The sequence below is a fragment of the Chitinophaga lutea genome, from assembly GCF_003813775.1.
GTDB lineage: Bacteria > Bacteroidota > Bacteroidia > Chitinophagales > Chitinophagaceae > Chitinophaga > Chitinophaga lutea.
On the sequence record NZ_RPDH01000002.1, the window covers coordinates 1,323,425 to 1,343,140 of the forward strand.

Below are 19,716 nucleotides of genomic sequence, written 5' to 3' on the forward strand. Positions count from 1 at the left end.
CTATTCCAATATCCAGCTGGCGGGTGAATAGGCGTGCAGCGGTACGTTGAACGCCTGTTTGCTGACGGGTATGCGCTTCCCGGTAACTTCGCCGCGGAGGTCTACCGGCGTTGCGTAACGCACTTTCAACGATGCGGGCAGGCGGATGATAACAGGCGCCGTAATGCCCGATTGTTCCCATACGCGCAGCATGGTTTTTCCGCCGCTATCCGGATTCTTTCCGAAGGCAGTGACCAGTACGCCTTTGCGGGAAACGCTCAACCCTTCCCTCTCTGCAGGCAGGGTACCGTTACCCGCCGCAGCGGCCGCCAGTAAAGGCACCCGCATTTCCCACGCGTTCACCGCCAGGTCGTTTTCTTTCGTTTCCGTTCCCCGCACCGGCCAGATCCGCACGCGCTCACTCCAGGAGCCTTCCTGCCATAACGGGAAATTTGTGTTCCACATGTTATTGTACAGGTTGACAAACACCACCGGTTTTTCCGGTACGTAGTCCATACTGAACCGCCAGAGGCCCGGCTCTCCCAGCGATACCAGCGGCGCTTCCGCGGCACAAAGCCCGACGCCTGTGTTACCACCGGTCACCAGCACCCCGCTGTTCACCGCATGTATGTGACGGTTGGTGCCGGGTATAATGTCTTTCGCGGGATTCACCGGCGCTCCCAGCCGGCCCAGGAGAAATGAGGGCTGTCTGATCTTAAACGGGAAACAAAGCCATCCACCTTCGGGATGTTTCTCAGCGGTCTTATCTTCCACCGTCCAGGTCACGTCCACAAGGGGAACGTTCCGAGGGAAGGTGAAGACGATTGTGCAAGCCTTCGCCAGCCCTTCCGTGTTGCCGGCGATCAGCGTCACACGGTCTTCCGCCGGCGTTGCGTCGACGGATATTTTCCAATCCGACGGAGATACCGCGCGGTATGGCACCTGTGTTTCATCCGGCATACCGGGTTTACCGATATCGTTGAGCCCCCAGCTATCGTGGATGCGGGAATACTTGTAGAAAAAGCGGTCGAATACTTCACGCTTGCTGAACCGCTCGTGCAAAAACTGTCCGATCACATACCCCGAGGCGGTATCCACCAGTTCGGCGCCGGTGGCTTTATCCACCAGCGAACGGATGCCGCCTTTTTGAAGATCGAAATGCGCGGTAAAGTGGGGCGTACTGAGCGTTGCAGCGGCAGCCTGCTGCACCGGCGTATGCCGAACAAGGGGTACTGTTTTATATCCGTTCGGGGGTACATTTTCTACAAACACACGCACCCCATCTACCATCACCATACCGGAACGTTTCCAGGGCAAGGGGTTGTACACCACCACGCCTTTATCTTTTACGGATGCCGCCAGCTGCTGCAAACGGGCTTCCAGTTCACTGTTCACGATTGCTGCGGCGGTACGGGCATAGTTGGCGTGATCGTTGTATGACTGCAGCCATTTCCGCTTGTTCCCGCGCGGCAACTTTGCGTAATCGCCGCCGGCAGGCAGCGGTTCCTGTTCCATGGCGGCCAGCCATTGTTTCCATTCTTCTCCATATAAGCGCCTGGGGCCATATTCCGCATTCATTCCCCAGGTGTGTTCACCATACAACAGGCTTTGTTCGTAGGCCTGCGCCAGGCGTGGCGCTACATCCCCGGTATGGAGGCCCCACATCCGTAAATGTGTATCCATGCTTTCCAGCGCAGGCGCCAATGGCCTGGCCGTTCTGGCAAGCCCGGTAGCCTGCGGCATCGACATCAGCCCGTGAATCCAGGTATCGGGCATATCCCCGCGCACTACGGGCAGGTCGGGCTGTTCGGCCAGCAATGCCTTGGCAAAGTCGTCGAGCGTTCCGAAATGCACATTCACGCCGGGCATTTTGGTTTCATATTGTTTTCTCCATTTTTCCACGTCTTCCGGCGAGGGAGGGCCGTGATTATCGCCGGCCATGATCATCGACAAATAGTTTTTGCAGGGCCAGTCAGCCGGCGGAAACGGGTCGCTGCCGTAGTCGATCGTGTATGCACAGAGCACCTTCGAACCGTCTGCCCCTTCCCACCAGAAAAGCTGCGGCACGCGCGGATACTGGCTGGCAGGATTAACGCCGATATGCAAAAACCGGATACCGGCGTGATGCAGCAAGGTGGGCATCACCCAGCTGTGCGACGGCACATCCGTCATCTTTGCGGCCACCGGCAGCGGCCGGTTATATTTGTGTGCAATCTTTGCGGCGAAACCCAGTCCCCTGGCAAGGTCCTCCAGTTCAAGCGACTCTGTGTGCGTCGAAAACGGCAATGCATGCGGCGCAAGCGCACCTTCCCTCACAGCCTGCTCTACCAGCACCTTCCTGGCGGAATCCTGCTGTGGGCCCAACATCTGCGCCCACAGCGGCCAGGCCGGCACCGTCCAGACAAAACGTTTGTTTGGCGGCAACGCCCTGTTGGCAGCCATTACTTTCAGGGATTTGTCCATCATCTCCGTACGGTAGCGCTCAAAAACATTCGCGGCCAAATCCGTAAAGCCAAGGTCAAAGTGACTTTTGACCACTACCCAGACATCTGTTACTGCGGGGGATGCTTTTCTCACCTGGCCCGTTGCGGAAAAGGTAAACAGGGTCAATACCAGTATGTATAGATTTTTTCTGCGCATATAGTTCGTCGATCGGCCGGGCACAACTTCACCGGTCTTTTCCGAAAAGTAACACCCCTCCCTGCAAATGACCCTTCCAAAATTGATCATTTCCGATGCTATTTTGACACCCCGCCCCACTCCGGTTTCCCCGGGGCCTTGCTTTCTGTTCTTATCGAGCACCTAAAAAAGGAATACCCCGTTGCCGGGGTATTCCTGTCTACGTGTATGCAACCTGTCTATTTGCTCACTACAAACAATTTGGACACCGCTTTCCCTTCGATCATCATCGACAGCACATACGTACCGTTCTGCAAAGCATTCGTATTGACGAGCACTTTGTTGGCACCGGTTACTACATCGATTTTACGCAGCAGCTGCAATTTGCCGGACACATCGAATATCTTCAGTTCCGTAACACCCTCACGGCCGGCGGTAAACTCAACGGTGAGGTCTTTTGCCACCGGGTTCGGGTACAACACAAATCTTCCTTTCGGATTTTTCTGCGCTGCGTGGTCCCTGGCAACGGCAGCCTGTGCAGGCGTGGTGATTTCTCCTTCGGAGAGGTTGATCTCGGCTACAGACGACCAGTCCGCGTTATTGATCACGCTCAGGGAGTGCAGCTTCACATAACGGCCAATCCTTGGCGTAAAGTTCACGATACGGGCGGTAGCTCCGTTTGCCGGCCAGCTGTCGTGGGCCACGAGCGTCCACAACACACTGTCCTGGCTGATATAAATCTCATATTCTTCGATCTTTCCGCCGGCGCTGCCCATATCCTGCCGTGGCAGGTAACTCAGGCTGCCGATGGTGGCGCAGGTCCCCAGGTCGATCACCAGGTCGTGCGGGTGGGTGGCGCCACCGGAAACGCTCGACAGCCAATAGGTGGAAATACTGTCATCAATGGCATGGATGGCACGGCCGTTATGGGCGCCGGCATTCACCGTTTCTTCAGACGAAGCCGCAATGCGCCAGGTGCTCTTTGCCGGGATGGCGCCGCCTGTACAGGGCACGAAGGAATTACCCTCCGTAGCGATGATGAACTGCCCGAAGCGGTTCATACCGCAGCTGCTACCGAAGGTCACGGAACCGCTGGTACCGGGGTTCGTACTGTCAGCCGCACAGATGAACGAATTCCATGTGGTATCAAAGGCGTTTTCCGGGCGTTTGAATAATTTGAGCACGGAAGGGTTTGCCGCATCTCCAACCGTTACCGCCAGCCTGCCGAAAGTGATATGATCAAGCGGTGCAATGGAATCGTTGACCCCGTAGTTCCTGATGATCCAGTAATCAGGGCTCAACCTGCCGGCAGTGGCGGGCAGCCCATTCGGCTGGCCGTACAAACGGTGCACCACCACTTCCCCGTTCGGCACACGCGTAGCGTTCACATGCAGTCCTACCGCGGGTACGTCGAAATTGTACTGGCCGCCGGCTGCAATGGTGAGGCGTTCACTCACCCCCGTGCCCACCGGTGCGGTGGACGTTGTGATGAGGCTGTTGCCAACGATGGCGGGAACACCTGTACCCAGCGCATCATAGAGGGTGCTCGAGGTTGCGTCGTACTGGTTGAACTGGTAATAAGCCACCAAACCGGTATCAATACCAGGCCTCCGCACAAAATGCATCTTCTCGCGAATCTCTTCCTGCGTCATCGTATAGTTTACGATCGCCAGCTCATCGATGGCGCCTTTAAAGTTACCACCCTGACCGGCATGCAGGTCTTCATTGATCGTTAGCGCCTGCTGCGAAAAGTCGATCGGCGCAAAGTTGCCGTTGGTTACCCAGGGCGTACCACCGTTGAGGTAGATTTTGATCGTGGTCGGCGAATACGTCACCGCAATGTGATTCCATTGATCCACGGCGAGGTTGATGGAAGAAGTGATTCCGTAAGACAACGTGCTGTTGCTCACCACGAGGTTGTTATTGGCTGCATACCCTTTGAAGGCGAAGCCTATCCCCAGCCTGCTCGGGCCTTTCACGGATACGATCTGCGAGAAGCTCTTTTGCAGGCCTTTCGGTTTCACCCAGGCGGTTACGGTAAAGGTGTTGCTGTTGTAAGCGATTTTCTTCAGCGGTATGCGCGAAGTGGCGGTACCGCTGATATCAAGGGCTTTACCGGCGATGGTGTCCGCCTTGCAGATATCTGTCTGGAAGTTGATGAATTGTGTGAGGGTAATCTCGTCAGACACATTCGCCGCGTTGGTCACCTTCAGCTTCACATCATACCGGCCCGGTGTGGTGTACACTACTTTCGGATTCTCCAGGCTGGAAACCGACGGAGAGCCGCCGGGGAAATGCCACTCGTAAGTAACCGCACCCGGCGCTACCGCCGCCGCGCTGTAAAACTGCAAGCTGTCGGCCCCGCAAACGGCATTCCAGCGTTCCGAAGCAATATTCGCTTCAACGCCGGATGTTTCATACAGGTCGTTTTCCCATGCGCCACGGGAACTGCCGAAGCGGATTTTGTTTTTAGCGGGCACTAAGTACAATCGGCCCTTGATGTACCCCATCATCGGCAGGGTGCTGCCCACCTGCTCCCATTGCGGCATGGTGTTGTTACGGTACCAGACTTTCGTGCCGGTTGCGGTGATCGTGATGATGTACACCCCGCCGTTGGTTCCACGTTGGTAAGCAATGTCGCTCACGGCAGCCGCGGGAAGGTTCGGCGTGGTGATGTTGGTCCAGGTAGTGCCCCCGTCGGCAGAGCGCAGCACTTTCGCCGCATTCTGCGCGTTGCCGTAGGAGGCCCACAGTTCGTCCGGCGTTTTACCGGTTTCGATGGCGGTGATGTTCGTCTGGTTGCTGCTGGCGGTCAGGGAGGGCGTTACATTCACCCAGGTCACGCCGCTGTCGGTCGTTTTCATGATCTTTTTCTGGCTCAGCAGCACGTACATGATTTTCGGGTCGCGGCGGGCGATGCGCAGAGCGTTCACTGTTTCTCCAAAATCTTTGAAAGTGGCGGCAGACGCCATGTTATCAGACGACTGCACCAGTATTTTATTATTGGACTTTTTAATGCCGAAAATATTAAAAGCAAGATGGGGATGGAATTGCAGGGAGCCCAAATCCACATCCGACGCAACGGACGACTCGGTGACGGTGCCGTTTTCATTCAAATATCCCTTGTTCACACCGTATGCCCAGTCGTAATACAACCAACGGTCCTGGTACGGATTCACCGAACATACGCCCGCGTCGGCGCCTTTGATATTGCGCCATCCGCCAGGCCCTTCAAAACTGCGCACGAAGGTCTGGTTATGGTCGAGGCCGGCCAACACAATGTCGCTTTTCGGGGATGAAGAAAATCCCCAGATATCCATCGAGTTGATCTCGAAACCTGTGCCCACCATGGTAACACCACCGTTGGTGGAAATGCCCAGCCCGCCGTCGTTGCCTACCAGTACCACATCGCCCACCGCACTGATGCCGCGGATGTCGGCGTGAAGATAGTTACAGCCCGGGCCGTAAGGTTTTACGAACGTTTTACCGCTGTCCGCGGATTTGAGTATATAATCGGGACTGTATTGCCCCTGGTACATCACGTTGCGGTTATTCCAGTCGATATCAAAAGCTTCCACGTAGGCTTTAATGGTATCTGCCCCGAGGAAAGCACCGGTAGAAGAAATTTTATAGCGGGGTTTGTTGCTCACGTACTGCTGGAATACAGAAACCATGTCCGGGCTGGAGGGAATGGTTTTCATGCCCACCATGCTGGTGCTGGTCCAGCCGGTGTTCAGTGTGGTGTTCAGGTTCACCAGCAGCGAGAAGGTGGCGCCTTTATCGGTCGACTTGTAGATACAGGCCTGGTTGGCGCCGTTCCAGACACCGAGATAAAACTCATCCGGGTTGCTGAAGTTCGCTTCGAGCCCGAAGAAGTTAAAAAACCGTTCGTTGAGGCCGAAAGGTGTGTTCAGGTTGTACTGTGAGGTACCCCGGCGGTTGGCGCCGCCCAGGCTGTTATCAAACACCACCGTCCAGGTGTTGCCGCCGTCGGTGGAGCGGTACAATTTCCTGCCGAAGGTGCTGAGCACCACCTGCTGGTCGTCGGAGGCGAGGGTGACGAAATAGGGCCTTTCCGTCGGGGAGGCATTGCGGTTCAGTTGCGGCAGCAGCGTCCAGTTGATGCCGCCGTCGGTCGACTTCAGCAAGCCCGCTTCGGTGGCAGAATAGACCAGATCGCTGTTCAGCTTGTGCGCTTCGATTTCACCGTAATAATAATCGCGGTTGGCGTAGGTGTTAGTGCCGTTGGCGAAGCTGCCATCGGTCAGCTGCCAGGTGCCACCCTGGTCCTTGCTCACCCATAACCCGCCGTAAGAGAATCCTGCGAACAGGTTCTGCGTGTTGTAGGGGTTGACGTACACCCGGTCGCAGAAACCACCCGTTACCAGATTGTTATTACCGCATTGCTGGCGGGTCATGTTCGCCGGGCCGATCATTTTCCAGGTGCCGAAGGTACCGTCGGCCGTAGCAGGCATGCCGGCAACGGCGGTTTTGGCGGCCCTGTTCTTTTTAAGCACGGGATAAGCGCCGCCCATGCCAGCTTTGTCTTTGTAGAGTGCAGCCATCTGCATCCAGGTGACGAAACGGTCTTTCAGCTTGCTGTCTTCATTCGCATGTTTGGCGAAATAACTGTTAAATGCGGCTTGTGCTTTCCGGATGTCCGGTTTTCGTTTGAGCATCTCTGCAAACCAGGAACTGTGTGCATGCGCGTATTCGTTTTTCTCGTTCTCTCTTTCTTTCTTTTCGTGCTCTTCATGCTCTTCCGATTCGTAGTTTTCTTTGCGCTCCTGCGCGAACGTGGTGGTGCCCAACAGTGCCAGCACCGTTACAAGGCGGGTAAATTTACTTATCATACAAGGGGACTTTAGATTTCGGTTCTTAAGAGTAGCGGATATGTGATCTCGGATTCTAAACAGTAGTCAACAACGCATCCATGTGGAAGATACAGCGTGGGGTATGAAAGCAGGGAATCCTCCGGGCGTGAAATGACAATCCCATAACAATTCCGCCTATACGGGCAGAACTGTTTGTTGTACGATTTTCAAGGTCAACCGGCCTGACAATGCAGACAAAAACGGGTTAACAAACAGTTTTTGGGGATTGTTGATTGTTATTGATCCACGTTGAGTTTTTCAAATCCATGGAGGGTATTCCCCTTCACCGTCACTCCCCTGCAGCCCTGCAAAACAATACTGGCCCTCACTGGCCCGGCCGGCATGAATTGCGTCCGTTCGATCCGGTTACCGGTAAATGTGAGCCGATCGGTGCTACGGGCAAAGAGAACGGGATAATCGTACTGGGCGAAGGTGTTGCCGGTGATGCGGATGTTGCGATGCACGTAATGCCCCGGCACGGCCTTCTTTACCTCCGGCTCTATGGCGATCGTAAAATTATGCCCTCCCCTATTGTAACCGCATTCCCGGAATTCGTTGCCCCGGATGGTCACGTCCTGCACCGGCCCGGATTCGTACCAGCCGGAAGCGTCATTGGCGATGAGGATGGCATGCATCCCTGTTCTGTAAAAGACGTTGTTTTCTATCAGTACTTTCCGGCGGGTGGTCACCAGCAGCCCGCGGGTGTTGGTGCCCTCAAACCGGCAATTGCGAACGGTGAGCGAAGGTGTCCAGGTCACATTCTCCACGGCATCGCCGGGTTTGATACCCGCAGGAAGGGGCGATTCAAATGTGAGCTCCATTTCCCGCTCTGATACCAGCCGGGCCGATTTTATGACGGGGAATGCGTATATCCGAAGGGAAGCCGCATCCAGCAGAGCAGTGCTATCACCCGGGAAAAACGCCTCCATTCCGTAAGTTTGCGCATGCATGAAACGCACCCGCAGTTTGCCGGGGGAAACCACCTCCTGCACAATGAGATGGGTACCGTGCACATTGACGGGATCGTCGTGCGAGCCGTTAAAGCGGCTATTTTCAATGGTGATCTGGCCACGGCACCCGGAAAAATGCATGCCGTCTGCAAAGGCCGCAATGCGCCGGCCGCTTTCTTCACGAGGCATCACTACCACACCGTCGTAGTGCAGGTTTTCGGAGAATTGCGCCACAATGCCCAGCCCGTGCATGTAATGCATCCGTACGTTTTTCAGCCGCACATTGGTGGAGCGGTTGACGAATGCGCCCACATGGTCGCGAATAGGATCCCGGACGCTGATAACATCTCCGGGTACAAAACGCCGCTTCCGGAAATCGCCGGAGAAACGCACTGTACCAGGCGCCAGCTGCATGGCCCTGCTTTTTTCAAAAGGCTGCCAGTTGTCGTACCACAGCGTATTATCAGCAGGCCGTACGCGGATGGCATGAAAGTGGCGCATCCCCCATCCTTCGCCATACCACCGCAATTGCCCGCCGGCGATCTCGTAACGGGAATCCGGGTTCACACTTACGTTCACGGTGGAGTCGGCAGCTGAAAGGATGGTCATTTCCGACATACTGGGCCGCTCAAAATCCACGTCCAGGTGTTGAAGCGTCATATTCCGGCAGCGGTCCATGGCCCAGGTGATCATCTTCCCGTGAAACATCAGCAGGGCGCCGTTTCCTTCCACAGTGAGGTTTTCCATCCCTTCGAACAACAGGCCGACTTTTTTCAGCTTGGACGGGCATTCCGTTTCCGACGAGGTATTGGAAATAAAATATTCCCGCACTGCGGCATGTTCGGGCCAGATGTCGTACCGACCGGAATCGAGTAGCAGCACGGTTGCTTTTTTCTCCTTGCAAACCGCAATCGCGCGTTGCAGGGCAGGCAGCGCATCTTCGTAACTGCCGGCTTTCGCGCCGAAATCCGATGCACGCACGGTGTCGCCCGGGGTAACGCCTTGTGCTGACACACCTACTGTTAGCCAGCTCATGATCATTATGCTTATTCTTTTCATCTTTCGTAAAGTTAACGACCAGTATCTCGACAGTTCTCAACAGAATTTGCAATTGCATCTGTTTTTTTTGCAATGCGCGATTCCCGCCTCTTACGGCACCAACGGCGCGGTCGCTAAAAAAAAGCCATGCAACATATTCAACGCATCTAAAAAAAGCAGCCCGCACCGAGCGCGGACTGCCTGTAAATAACCGGATTATTTGATGAGCGTCAGCTGGAGCGTCCAGGTGTTTTTGGTAACACCATCGGCAGCCGTCACTTCATAGGAAGCGGGTTTGGAATAATCGCCGGGCGTACCGAGTGCCGGTGAACCGTTCACCGGTTTGATGGAAGCGGCGGTAGACACATCGCACATTCCCACGATGTTGGCGGCGGAAACACCGTTGCGGACCGCTGCGGTAAAATTACCGGCTGCGGCCGGCACCGTGGTGGTGACGGCAATGGTTTTGCCGTTCACCACCGGTGCGGCGGTATTAAAACGTATGACGCGGAAAGTGCCGTTGTCGTTCCAGCGGTATTCAAAGTCGAACCGTGTAATATTGGCGCCTTTAAATGCCGGCAACTCGTCAAGCCCTTTTTTGAGGCACGACGACAGCAGGCCCGTTACAGCGACCAATATGATCAGCAAGTATTTTTTCATATCCTTTGAGTTGAATCAGTTTAATAAATCACCATCCATCGTTATTCGGCGCCAGGTTAGGATTGGCCTGTATCTGGCCCTGCGGCACCGGGAACAGGAACCTCCTTGCATTGAACTGCCGGTTGGAGTTATTGTTCAGCGTGATGGCGGCAATGGTAAAGGAACGTCCGTCGGCCGCGATGTCGATGCCGCGGATGGGCTCCGCCAGTTCGGGAATGGTCGCCTGGCCGTTGAATTTCGCCCATCGCAGCAGGCTCCAGTAACGGTCTTCTTCCAGCACCATGTCTACCCGCCGCTCGTTGCGATAGGCCGTCCACGCTTCTGCCTGGGTCAGCGTTCCCAGCGCAGGCAATCCGCCATGCGTTTCCCTGGTTTTATTGATAGCGGCCACCGCTTCGGCGGTACGGCTTTTCAGCAGTAGCGCTTCGGCATAGTTCAGGTATACTTCCCCCAGGCGGATGACGGACTGATGGTGATCCGTCGGGTCGCTGTACCAGAGTTTCTTTACTTCGTACAAACCTTTCCGGTAGTAATAGTTGGATTCAGATACGCCCCATTCGCCGCCTACGTTGCTGAGGCGGTTCATATTGCCGAGGGCGCGGGTAAGCACTGCATTGTTGAACAGTTTGGTGGAATCGTACACCACAGTGGCGTAAAACCGTTTGTCGCGGTTGCGGTAGATGGCTTTGGACACATATCCCCCGTTGGCCAGGAAATCCGTGTAATAAGAGGTCGCGTTCCATTTTTTTGCTTTCCCGTCGGCTTCGTCCACCACCTCATAAGCATCCACCAGGTTCTGCGAAGGAAACCTTTCCGGCCATCCTTCGAAGCTTTCGGTGAAAGGCGGATGGTTGTACCCGGGGTTGAGCTTTTCGTTACCGTGATTGGGGCAAAGTGCCTGCATGGCCGTACTGCTGAAAGACGTATTGATGCCTTTCCGGAAGTACGCAAGAATAAGCTCTTTGGAAGCCTGCGCTTTGCCGAAATCGTTGAACATGCCTGCATAGTCGGCGTCGAGGGCGTAATTCATCCCCAGCACCGCTTGCGCGTCCGCGATCACGATATCGAGGTACGCATCCTTTTTTGCAGGGATGTAGGCCGCACCCTGCAGTGCCACACGGGTGCGCATGGCCAGCGCAGCGCCTTTGGAAGCGCGGCCGGTGGCTGCCGTGGCCGGCAGGTCGGTAGCCGCTTCGGCCAGATCTTTCAGGATAAAATCATAGGTTTCCGGCATACTCTTGCGGGGCAGGCGAAAATCCGCCGTGTTGGCCTCCAGCACCTTGTCTACGATCATCACGCCTCCGAAACGCTGGGCCATGAAGTAATAAACCAAAGCGCGGAGAAATTTCCCTTCGGCGATCATCACTTTCCGGTCGGCCTCCAGGATCGCCGTGTTGTTGGTGAGTTTTTCGAGAACGAGGTTGCAGTTACGGATGCGTGCATATTGGTTCCATCCCGCATCGTAATTGTTATCGATGTTATCGAGCGATACATTGTTCGTATAATTATTGCAGTTATTATCCGTCCAGTCGTCGAGTTTCTGGTTGTAATACAGCTGCAGCACGCGGCCATAGGTATCGAACACATACCCTTCGGCCAGGCTTTTATCCTTCCAGATAGCTTCTTCCGGGAAGCGGTCGAGGTAACCCTTGTCGAGCAGGTCTTTTTTGCAGGCGGCCGCCAGCACTACTATCGCCGCTCCCATCCATATGATCTTTTTCATGTAGAATTTTTTGATTGATGAAAACTAGAACCCTATGTTCAGCCCTACGGAATACACTTTCTGCACTGGATAGCCATAGTTGCTTTCGTCGCTGGTTTCCGGATCGAAATAGTCCTTTACCGGCGAGAAAGTGAGCAGGTTGGTGCCATTCAGCGTAACCAGGCAGCTGTTCAGGAAAGCCAGTTGCCGCGGGAACTGCTTTTTGGCATCGAAGGCGATACGCAGGCTTTTCAGACGGAGGTAACGCGCATCATAGAGCCAAAAATCGGAAGCGGTGCCGCCCGGCGCATAGTTGTTATTCCCATTGCGGTCCGACGACAATGCCTGTCGCGGGAAACGGGCCTCCCTGTTGTCGGGCGTCCAGAAATCGCGCTGGAAGTCATATACCAGGAAGTTTGCGGAATACGCCGTGAGCGAGCCTTGCAGCCGCACAGTGCGGGTACCGGTGCCCTGCCACAACATCTCCACGCTGAACGCCTTCCAGGTCGCTGACATGTTCATCCCGAACGTGAGCGCGGGGAAACGCTGTTTGCCGATGCGGGTGGCGTCGTTGCCGTCAATCTTTCCGTCGCCGTTGGTATCCTCATAGCGGATGTCGCCAGGCGTCAGCTGTCCGCCGGGCGTATAGCGGGGATGATTGATGATGTCGTCGACCGACTGGTAATACCCCTGGTTGTGAAGCCCGTTGCCCCAAACAAATGTAGCGTGGGTGCGGCGGTTCTTCGGGTTCTTGAGCGACACGCTGTCCTCACTGTCGTCACGCTCCCACAGTTCGTTGTACATCGTAAGGTTACCGCCTACCTGGTACTGGAAATCCTTGCCCGCCCTGTCGGCATAATTGAGCTGGAATTCCATACCATGGCGCCGGAAAGCGGAGTTGGACGATGCATAAGGAAGACCGGTGCCGAGTGGCGTGGTATACCGTGCCGCGGAATTGATGATATAGCCGGTGGTCCGTTTGTAAAAATAATCCACGCTGCCGCTCAGGCGATTGCGCAGCAAAGCGAAGTCGAGGCCCGTGTTGTAATCGCGGGTGGAGTACCACGACAATACGAACCTGTCTACCAGGCTACCTTCCCTGAACCCGATCATCGGATTGCCGCCAACCACGTAGGCATTTTCTATGAGGGAGTAGCTATTCAGCAGGTAGGGGAAACGCACGGCATTACCGGCGGGATCCCGCACATCGTCATTGCCCACTGTAGCGATTGTATAGCGCAGCTTGAACTGGTCGAAGATTTTTTTGAAGGGGAAGAACTCTTCGTCACTGGCCACCCATCCGAGCGACAGCGAGGGGAAGAACCCCCATTTGCTGTTGCGTTCGCGGGGAAAGCGGTCTGAACCGTCGTAACGGAAGCTGCCCTCGATGATGTATCGCGCATCGTAGTCGTATTTCAGGCGGCCCACATATCCGCGACGCCCGCCTTCAGCGGCGCTGCCGCCATTGACGAGGCCATTGTTGCTGCCCGCGAAAAGCTGATCCACAGCGGAAGAGGGAAAATTGATACGCCTGGCCGACAATTGTTCCGCCATATCTTCGCTTTCCTCATACAGCGCCAGCACATTCACCGCATGTTTGCGGAAACTACGCTGGTACTCGATGCGTGCCTGCAGCGTGGTACTTTGCGAGCGATCCGATATCTCGTCCAGGGAAGGCGGCGTGCGGTATTGTTCGATGCCCAGGTTGTCGAATTGTGGTGCGCGGGTATACCAACCTTTCCGGAAGCGGTCTTCTATTTTGTAATACCCCAGCACGCCGGCTTTGAGCCCCTTTACCCAGGGTACCTGCCAGTCGAGCGTCAGGTTGCCGTTCACGTTCCGGAACTCATCGCGGCGGTAACCCGAACGGGGATCGATGTCTACGAGCGGATGATCAACACCCGCTGCATAAGTCCCGTCTTTGTTATAAGCCATTTTAAACGGGGGACTGTTTTGCAGGTGGCTCCATATTTCGAAAGCGCTGGCACCGGGAAACCCGTTATTGGTGAGCGTAGCATACATGTTAGCGCTGGCGGTGATGCCCTGTTTGTCGAAGTGCTGGGTAACGCTGGCACGGGCGTTATACCGTTTGAAGCCGGTTACATCCGTTTTGTAGTTGCTATGTTGATTGAAATAGGCTAGAGAAAGAAAGTATGTTGTTTTATCGGAGCCTCCGCTTACGTCGAGGCTGTATTTCGTTTGCGGCGTGTAATTGCGCAGGGTCATATCGTACCAGTCGTTATCCTGCCACACATAGGGATCTTTTTTGTTCAGGATGGTATCGAGCCTGCCCGGGGAGTACACGGCCGGCTGATTATCCGCGGCCGCGGCTGCATTCTGCGCCAGCGCAAAGTTGTAGGCGTTGACGCGTTTCGGCAATACCGTCGGTTTCGAAAACTCGGTGAGCACCCCGAAGTTGATACTCACTTTTCCGGCGCGGCCGCGCTTGGTGGTAACGAGGATGATGCCGTTGGCGCCGCGTGCACCGTACACGGCCGTGGCACCACCGTCTTTCAAAATCGAAATGGCTTCGATATCTTGCGGCTGGAGGTTCTGGAAATCAAACCGCGACGATACCACGTTGTCGATTACGAACAACGGGCCGCCCCTGTCCGGGCCCGAACCGCCGCGAACGGCAATCCTTGCCGAGCCTACGCCCGGTTCGCCGCCCGAGCTCATGGTGATCACACCCGGGGCGCGGCCGGCCAAAGCATCGGCCATATTGGAGAAAGGCAGCGTGGTCATCTTATCTGTTTTGATGGTCGACACCGCCGTTACCAGCTTGCGCCGGGTGTCGCTGCCGTAACCTACCACCACCACCTGTTCCAGTGCGCTGGCAGATACCTTCAGCCGCACGTCCATGGGTGTGGCAGCGGCTGCCAGCTCCTGCGGTTCGTAACCGATCAGTGAGAAAATGAGTGTAGCCCCTTCCGGAACGTTCAGTTCGAAGGCGCCGGTTTCGGACGTGGTGGTGCCTCCCGGCCCGTTTTTCTGCCTGACGATTGCCCCTACCAGCGGGGCTCCCGACGTATCTTTCACCGTGCCCCTGACAATAAGGTAGCGCATGGCGCCCGGCTCATGGGGACCAATTACCACCAGTTCCGGCGACTTCAGGGTAAAGGAAAGCGGGGTGCCTTCCAGCACGCGCGTCAACACTTCTTCCACTTTCGCGTTGTGCACGGAAAGGGTCACCTGCTTATCCGGCGGCAGGAGATCATCGTTGTAAATAAAACGGAAAGAGCTACGCTGTTCGATCATTCGAAGCGCGTCCTTGAGGCTTGCCTGGTCGAAGCGCAGCGAGATTCTCCGTTGAGAGAACCCGGCCTGTAACTGAAGGCAGGCAAGCAGCAGCAGGAAAGTAATCTTCATAACTTTGATGCACTGGGTGATAGCAGGCCGGTACGGCAAGCCGCAGGTCCTGTGTGTTTTTTTCATACCTTTGGTTGAGATGGTTTGACAATAGATGCCCCTTCCCTTTGCAAAACGAAGGGCATCTGTACTGAAAACTTTCTTCAGGGGGATGTGTCAGCATTCCCCTTTTGTTTGACGGCAGGGCGTTAGGTGGAATTGTTCTTCATAACAGAAGTGAGTTTGGTTGATTGCGTATCTAATGTACCTCGTTGATGTTCACTGTTCTTTGCATCGAGTCGTATGTATAGTCAAAACGATGGCCGGATGCAGCTTTCAGCGCATCCAGCACGTCTTCCAGCTTTTCGCTTTTTATGGTGGCGGTAAATTCCAGTTTCGCTGCCGCATCATCCGCGAAGCGAATGTCTACATTATACCACCTTTCCAGCCGGGCAGCAAGGCTGGGAAAAGGTTCGCGGTCGCAGCAAAGGGTATTGTCTTTCCAGGCGATTTCCGGGATGAGGCCGTCTTTACCTTTCTGAAACCGCAGCGCTTCGATGGCCACCGATTCCGATAGCGCTTTGCCCTTGGCTCCGGGGCGCGTAATCAGCAGTTTCTCCATGGGCTTCAGCAACACGGTTTCCGTTTTTCCGCCGCTCGGGTAGGCCACCTGTACGCTTCCTTTCAGTAAGGCCGTTTCTACTGAGGGCTCGCCATCATAGGCCTTTAAATTGAAGGCCGTTCCCAACACTTTCACTTCCACCCCGGCAGCCGTTATCACAAAGGGGGTCTCGGCCTGTGTAGCCACATCGAAGTAAGCCTCCCCATTGAGGCGGATGCGGCGGTTATCGCGCCCGAAACCATCGTCGTACGCCAGTTTGCTGCCGGCATTGAGCCAGACCAGCGAGCCGTCAGGCAGGGTAATACGTGATTTGATGCCTGGTTTCGCGGTAATTTCATGCAATTCATGCTCCGGTGCGCCGGTAAAAAACAGGTAACAGGCACCGGCAATACAGGCAGCCGCCACCATGGTTATCCATGCCACAGTTTTTCCCCGCCGGGCATGCATAGGCGGCAGGACCGGCTCGGGGCTTTCACCCGCGTCACCCGCCAGCTTTCCCCGCAGCAATTCCAGTTTGCGGGCCTTCTCCTGTTCCGGTATGGATGGGCGGCTGACGGGCCAGTTCTTCGACAACAGCGAAAGAGCCGGGTCTTCTTCCGCGTCCGGCACGCGCATGGCGGCCAGTTCCTTTAATTCTGCCTCCGTGATTTCCCCGCTCAGTTGGCGGCCAATCAGGATCCAGTATCGATCATCAGACATGAAGACATGCATTGGATTCACCTATAAGACAAATCCGGGGGGAGTAATCACCTAAAACGAATTAAAAAAAATCAGGGGTAGCGCACGAGGTAGGGAGCAATGGCCGCGTGGATGCGCTTCAGCGCAATGGCCACCTGGCTGTCGATGGTGCGAACGGAAATGTTTAGGATGGACGCGATTTCTTTGTACCGCAGGCCCTCTTCGCGGGCGAGCCGGAAAATCATGCGGCATTTGGGCGGCAGCGCTTCTACCGCACGGGCCGCGGCGTCGTGCAGTTCCCGCGAAATGTACTGCTGCTCGGGATTGGATGTATCGAAGTAAGATTCGAGGGGTACGTCCAGCTGGTCGAATGGAAAAAACATCCGTTTCTGATGGTGCTGGATATAGTTGAGGGAAGCATTTCGGATGCAGGAATACAGGTATACCCGCAGGTTGTCGATTGCCTGCAGCGTACTCCTTTTTTTCCAGAGCGTTACAAAGGTGTCTGCCACGATATCTTCGGCCAGCGAATGGTCCATGAGAAAAGAAGTCGCAAACCGGGTCAGCTCCGGCGAAAAATGAAGATACAGCTGCTCGAATGAAGCAGCGTCGTCATGCAATGCAATTTTTTCCTGCCAGGCGCTGATCACTTTCTAACAATTATATGGTGTGCAATGCGAAATATGATATCGAATTAAGACGTGGCCAATACAACGAATACATCAGAAGAGGATGAACGGTCGGAGTTAAAGGTAACGACCCGCCAAACAGGAAATTCACACAGAATTAGCAATTTCTTACGGTATTTTAACAAACCCGTTCGGAGGAAGCCCCGGTACCTCCCTTTCACAATCACACATTTTCGTATACTTGCACCCTTAACCCGGAAACCATATGTCGCACAGAATATATCTCTACAATATAAGCGGCCTGCCTGCCGCCAGTGAAGAAAGACCGGCCCCCACCGGCATCGATGCCATCCTCGCCTCCTATGGCACTAATGGCGACGGCGTGTTGATGCTCACCGAGTGGGGCTACGAACTCCCTCTGCTGTTGCAACCGCTGCTGGCCGGCGACATCACCATACTGCCACCTTTGTACAACGGCACCGAAGGCGGGCTGTATGCCCCTGCCTCCGCGGGCATAACCGCCATCCGTGCGTTGTATGACTTCATCGACAGACACAAAAAGCACCTCATCAAAAACCAGCCGGCCTTTGAGCACGCGAAAGACCAGCTGTTGCAGTTCCTGGACAACAAAGCGGTGTTTCCATATTTCCATCTCGACGCCTGGGATGTTTTTAACGTGATGGACGATGGCAGCGAAGGCAACCACGCCGCACAGGCCCGCGTATTGGCGGAAAGCATCAAAGCTAATAATGCCGCTATCACCGCGGCTATTGCAGCGGATGATCCTGCCCTGCTCGACGCCTGCCCCTATTTTGCTTCAGGAGACGCCTTTTTCCGGAACTTCCGGGAACTGCTCAACGAAGAAACCTACAATTACGGCTGGGCCGTGATCGACAGCTTTGAGCCCGAAACGTCCAACGAGCCGGAAGTGTTCCGGGACGGCGACCGCTATGGCCTGAAAGACGTAATGGGACAGGAAATTCTGCCAGCTGTCTACGAAGATGCATATGTACTCACCGGTAATCAGATCGCCGTAATGCAGCAGGGATCATGGGGCATCATCGACTTCAAAGGCAACACCCTTGTTGATTTCCGTGCGGCGCAGGACGTTGCGGTGGATTATAGCGGTCACTACGCGCACTATATTTTTTACGGAGCCGATGGGCGCAACCAGTATTTCACACACCGGTTCCGGCCGCTGGCGGAGGGCCGCGCCATCAGCATCGACATGTTCGGCGAGTACTACATTCTGAAACAGGGCAACCGGGTGGGCCTGAAGGACGCTGACGGGAACGAAGTGCTGCCTGCAGACTACAAAAACATCCGCGCTGAATATACACTCAACGGCCTCATCGCCGAAGACGGCAATGGCAAAGGACTGTACGTGCCACAAAAAGGCTGGGTGCTCCCCTGCATTTACCAGGCGCTGCATCCATTAAAAGACGTGGGTGACAGCAATGGCGAGGTCTTCGTGGTGGTGATGCAGAACAAACGCACCGGCCTGTTCACCGCAGGCAGTAAACCGGGATGGGTCCTACCCATGGAATACGACGGGGTAAAATGGATCAAAAAAGATATTTTCGGCTACCAGCAAAACAAACATTGGGGCTTGGCCGGCATTGCCGGGAACATCATCACCAGCCCCATCTACAAAAGCCTCAGTGGCAAGGGCGGCGAGCTGGCATATGGCACAGCTCTGGGTTTCCACGATGCGGGCATCGATGTGATCAGCCGCAACGGCGACACACGTCCCATCAACGTAAACGAAGCCAAAAAAGAACTGCGCGACGCAAAATATTACTTCAGTAAAGCGGAAACAGCACAGCTCGAACAGATCGCCGCGCCACAAAAGCTTGCGGAAAGCTGGTACCAAAAAGGAGAAGACGCGCTCGGGAAAGAGCAGTTTGCGAAAGCGCTGGAACATTACGGGAAAGCGGCGGAACTGGGGCATAGCGGGGCGATGACTGATATCGGGTTCATTTATGAAACGGCTGACGACTTCATCAATTACCAACTCGCCTTTGATTGGTACAGCAAAGCCGCGTTACTGGAGAACCAGTACGGCATGAACAACCTCGCCCTCTCCTACCTCTACGGCCGCGGCACGGAGCAGGATACCGCCATGGCGATTCACTGGCTGGAAAAAGCCGCAGCAGCGGGCCACGCCGGGGCGCTCACCTCCCTGGGAGAGATCTATTTCCAACCGGAATACAATCACGTGGACCTCGACAAAGCCCTGCAATATTATTGGGATGCTTATAAAGCGAACGAAGACGTATCCCTGTTCATCGGCAACATTCACGAAAAGAAAGGCGATCATACCAACGCGGTGTTTTACTACAAGGAAGCAGCGCAAAAAGGCAGCGCCTTCGCCAAATGGCGGCTGGGTTGTTTTTATACAGACGGCACGGGTGTAGCTTCCGACCTCAACGTAGCCATGAATTACTACCTCGAAGCGGTAGACGAACAACCGGAGGTACACGTAGACCTTGCCATTCTCTACATGAGCAGCACATTTTACGACCCGGCCAAAGCCCGTGCTCACATCGATGCTGCCGAAGCCGCAGGTGTGCCCTACGCCGACGAATACCGCGAAAAATTTCGCAACCGCTGGTAG

General features: G+C 55.2%; 9 protein-coding genes. 1 reads left to right on the forward strand and 8 read right to left on the reverse strand.

All coding sequences use genetic code 11. The annotated features are described in order from the left end of the window. From EGT74_RS17455 to EGT74_RS17490, 8 genes are all read right to left on the reverse strand, one after another. Positions 1–2,619: a glycoside hydrolase family 38 N-terminal domain-containing protein gene (locus EGT74_RS17455; protein WP_158618199.1), complete on the reverse strand. Its 2,619-nt coding sequence runs from the start codon at positions 2,617–2,619 to the stop codon at positions 1–3. 218 nt (positions 2,620–2,837) lie between these two features. Next, positions 2,838–7,451, reverse strand: a complete 4,614-nt coding sequence (locus tag EGT74_RS17460) for a LamG-like jellyroll fold domain-containing protein (protein ID WP_123847857.1) — start codon at positions 7,449–7,451, stop codon at positions 2,838–2,840. A gap of 257 nt (positions 7,452–7,708) precedes the next feature. After that, the gene (locus EGT74_RS17465; protein WP_158618200.1) at positions 7,709–9,457 is read right to left on the reverse strand and encodes a right-handed parallel beta-helix repeat-containing protein; all 1,749 of its coding nucleotides are present in this window, start codon (positions 9,455–9,457) and stop codon (positions 7,709–7,711) included. A gap of 219 nt (positions 9,458–9,676) precedes the next feature. Further along, positions 9,677–10,120, reverse strand: coding sequence for a DUF5018-related domain-containing protein (locus EGT74_RS17470; RefSeq protein ID WP_123847859.1), 444 nt, complete (start codon positions 10,118–10,120; stop codon positions 9,677–9,679). A 28-nt stretch (positions 10,121–10,148) separates the two neighbouring features. Next, the gene (locus tag EGT74_RS17475; protein ID WP_123847860.1) at positions 10,149–11,843 is read right to left on the reverse strand and encodes a RagB/SusD family nutrient uptake outer membrane protein; all 1,695 of its coding nucleotides are present in this window, start codon (positions 11,841–11,843) and stop codon (positions 10,149–10,151) included. A 24-nt stretch (positions 11,844–11,867) separates the two neighbouring features. Then, positions 11,868–15,191, reverse strand: coding sequence for a TonB-dependent receptor (locus EGT74_RS17480; protein ID WP_158618201.1), 3,324 nt, complete (start codon positions 15,189–15,191; stop codon positions 11,868–11,870). Positions 15,192–15,429: 238 nt separating this feature from the next. Further along, positions 15,430–16,491 carry a FecR family protein gene (locus tag EGT74_RS17485; RefSeq protein WP_158618202.1) on the reverse strand — a complete coding sequence of 354 codons (1,062 nt, stop codon included), beginning with the start codon at positions 16,489–16,491 and terminating at the stop codon, positions 15,430–15,432. Positions 16,492–16,562: 71 nt separating this feature from the next. Beyond that, positions 16,563–17,120 (reverse strand): RNA polymerase sigma-70 factor, encoded by a 558-nt coding sequence (locus tag EGT74_RS17490; RefSeq protein ID WP_123847863.1) that lies wholly within the window; start codon positions 17,118–17,120, stop codon positions 16,563–16,565. 244 nt (positions 17,121–17,364) lie between these two features. Between EGT74_RS17490 and EGT74_RS17495 the strand changes: the two genes are divergently transcribed. Next, positions 17,365–19,716, forward strand: coding sequence for an SEL1-like repeat protein (locus EGT74_RS17495; protein ID WP_123847864.1), 2,352 nt, complete (start codon positions 17,365–17,367; stop codon positions 19,714–19,716).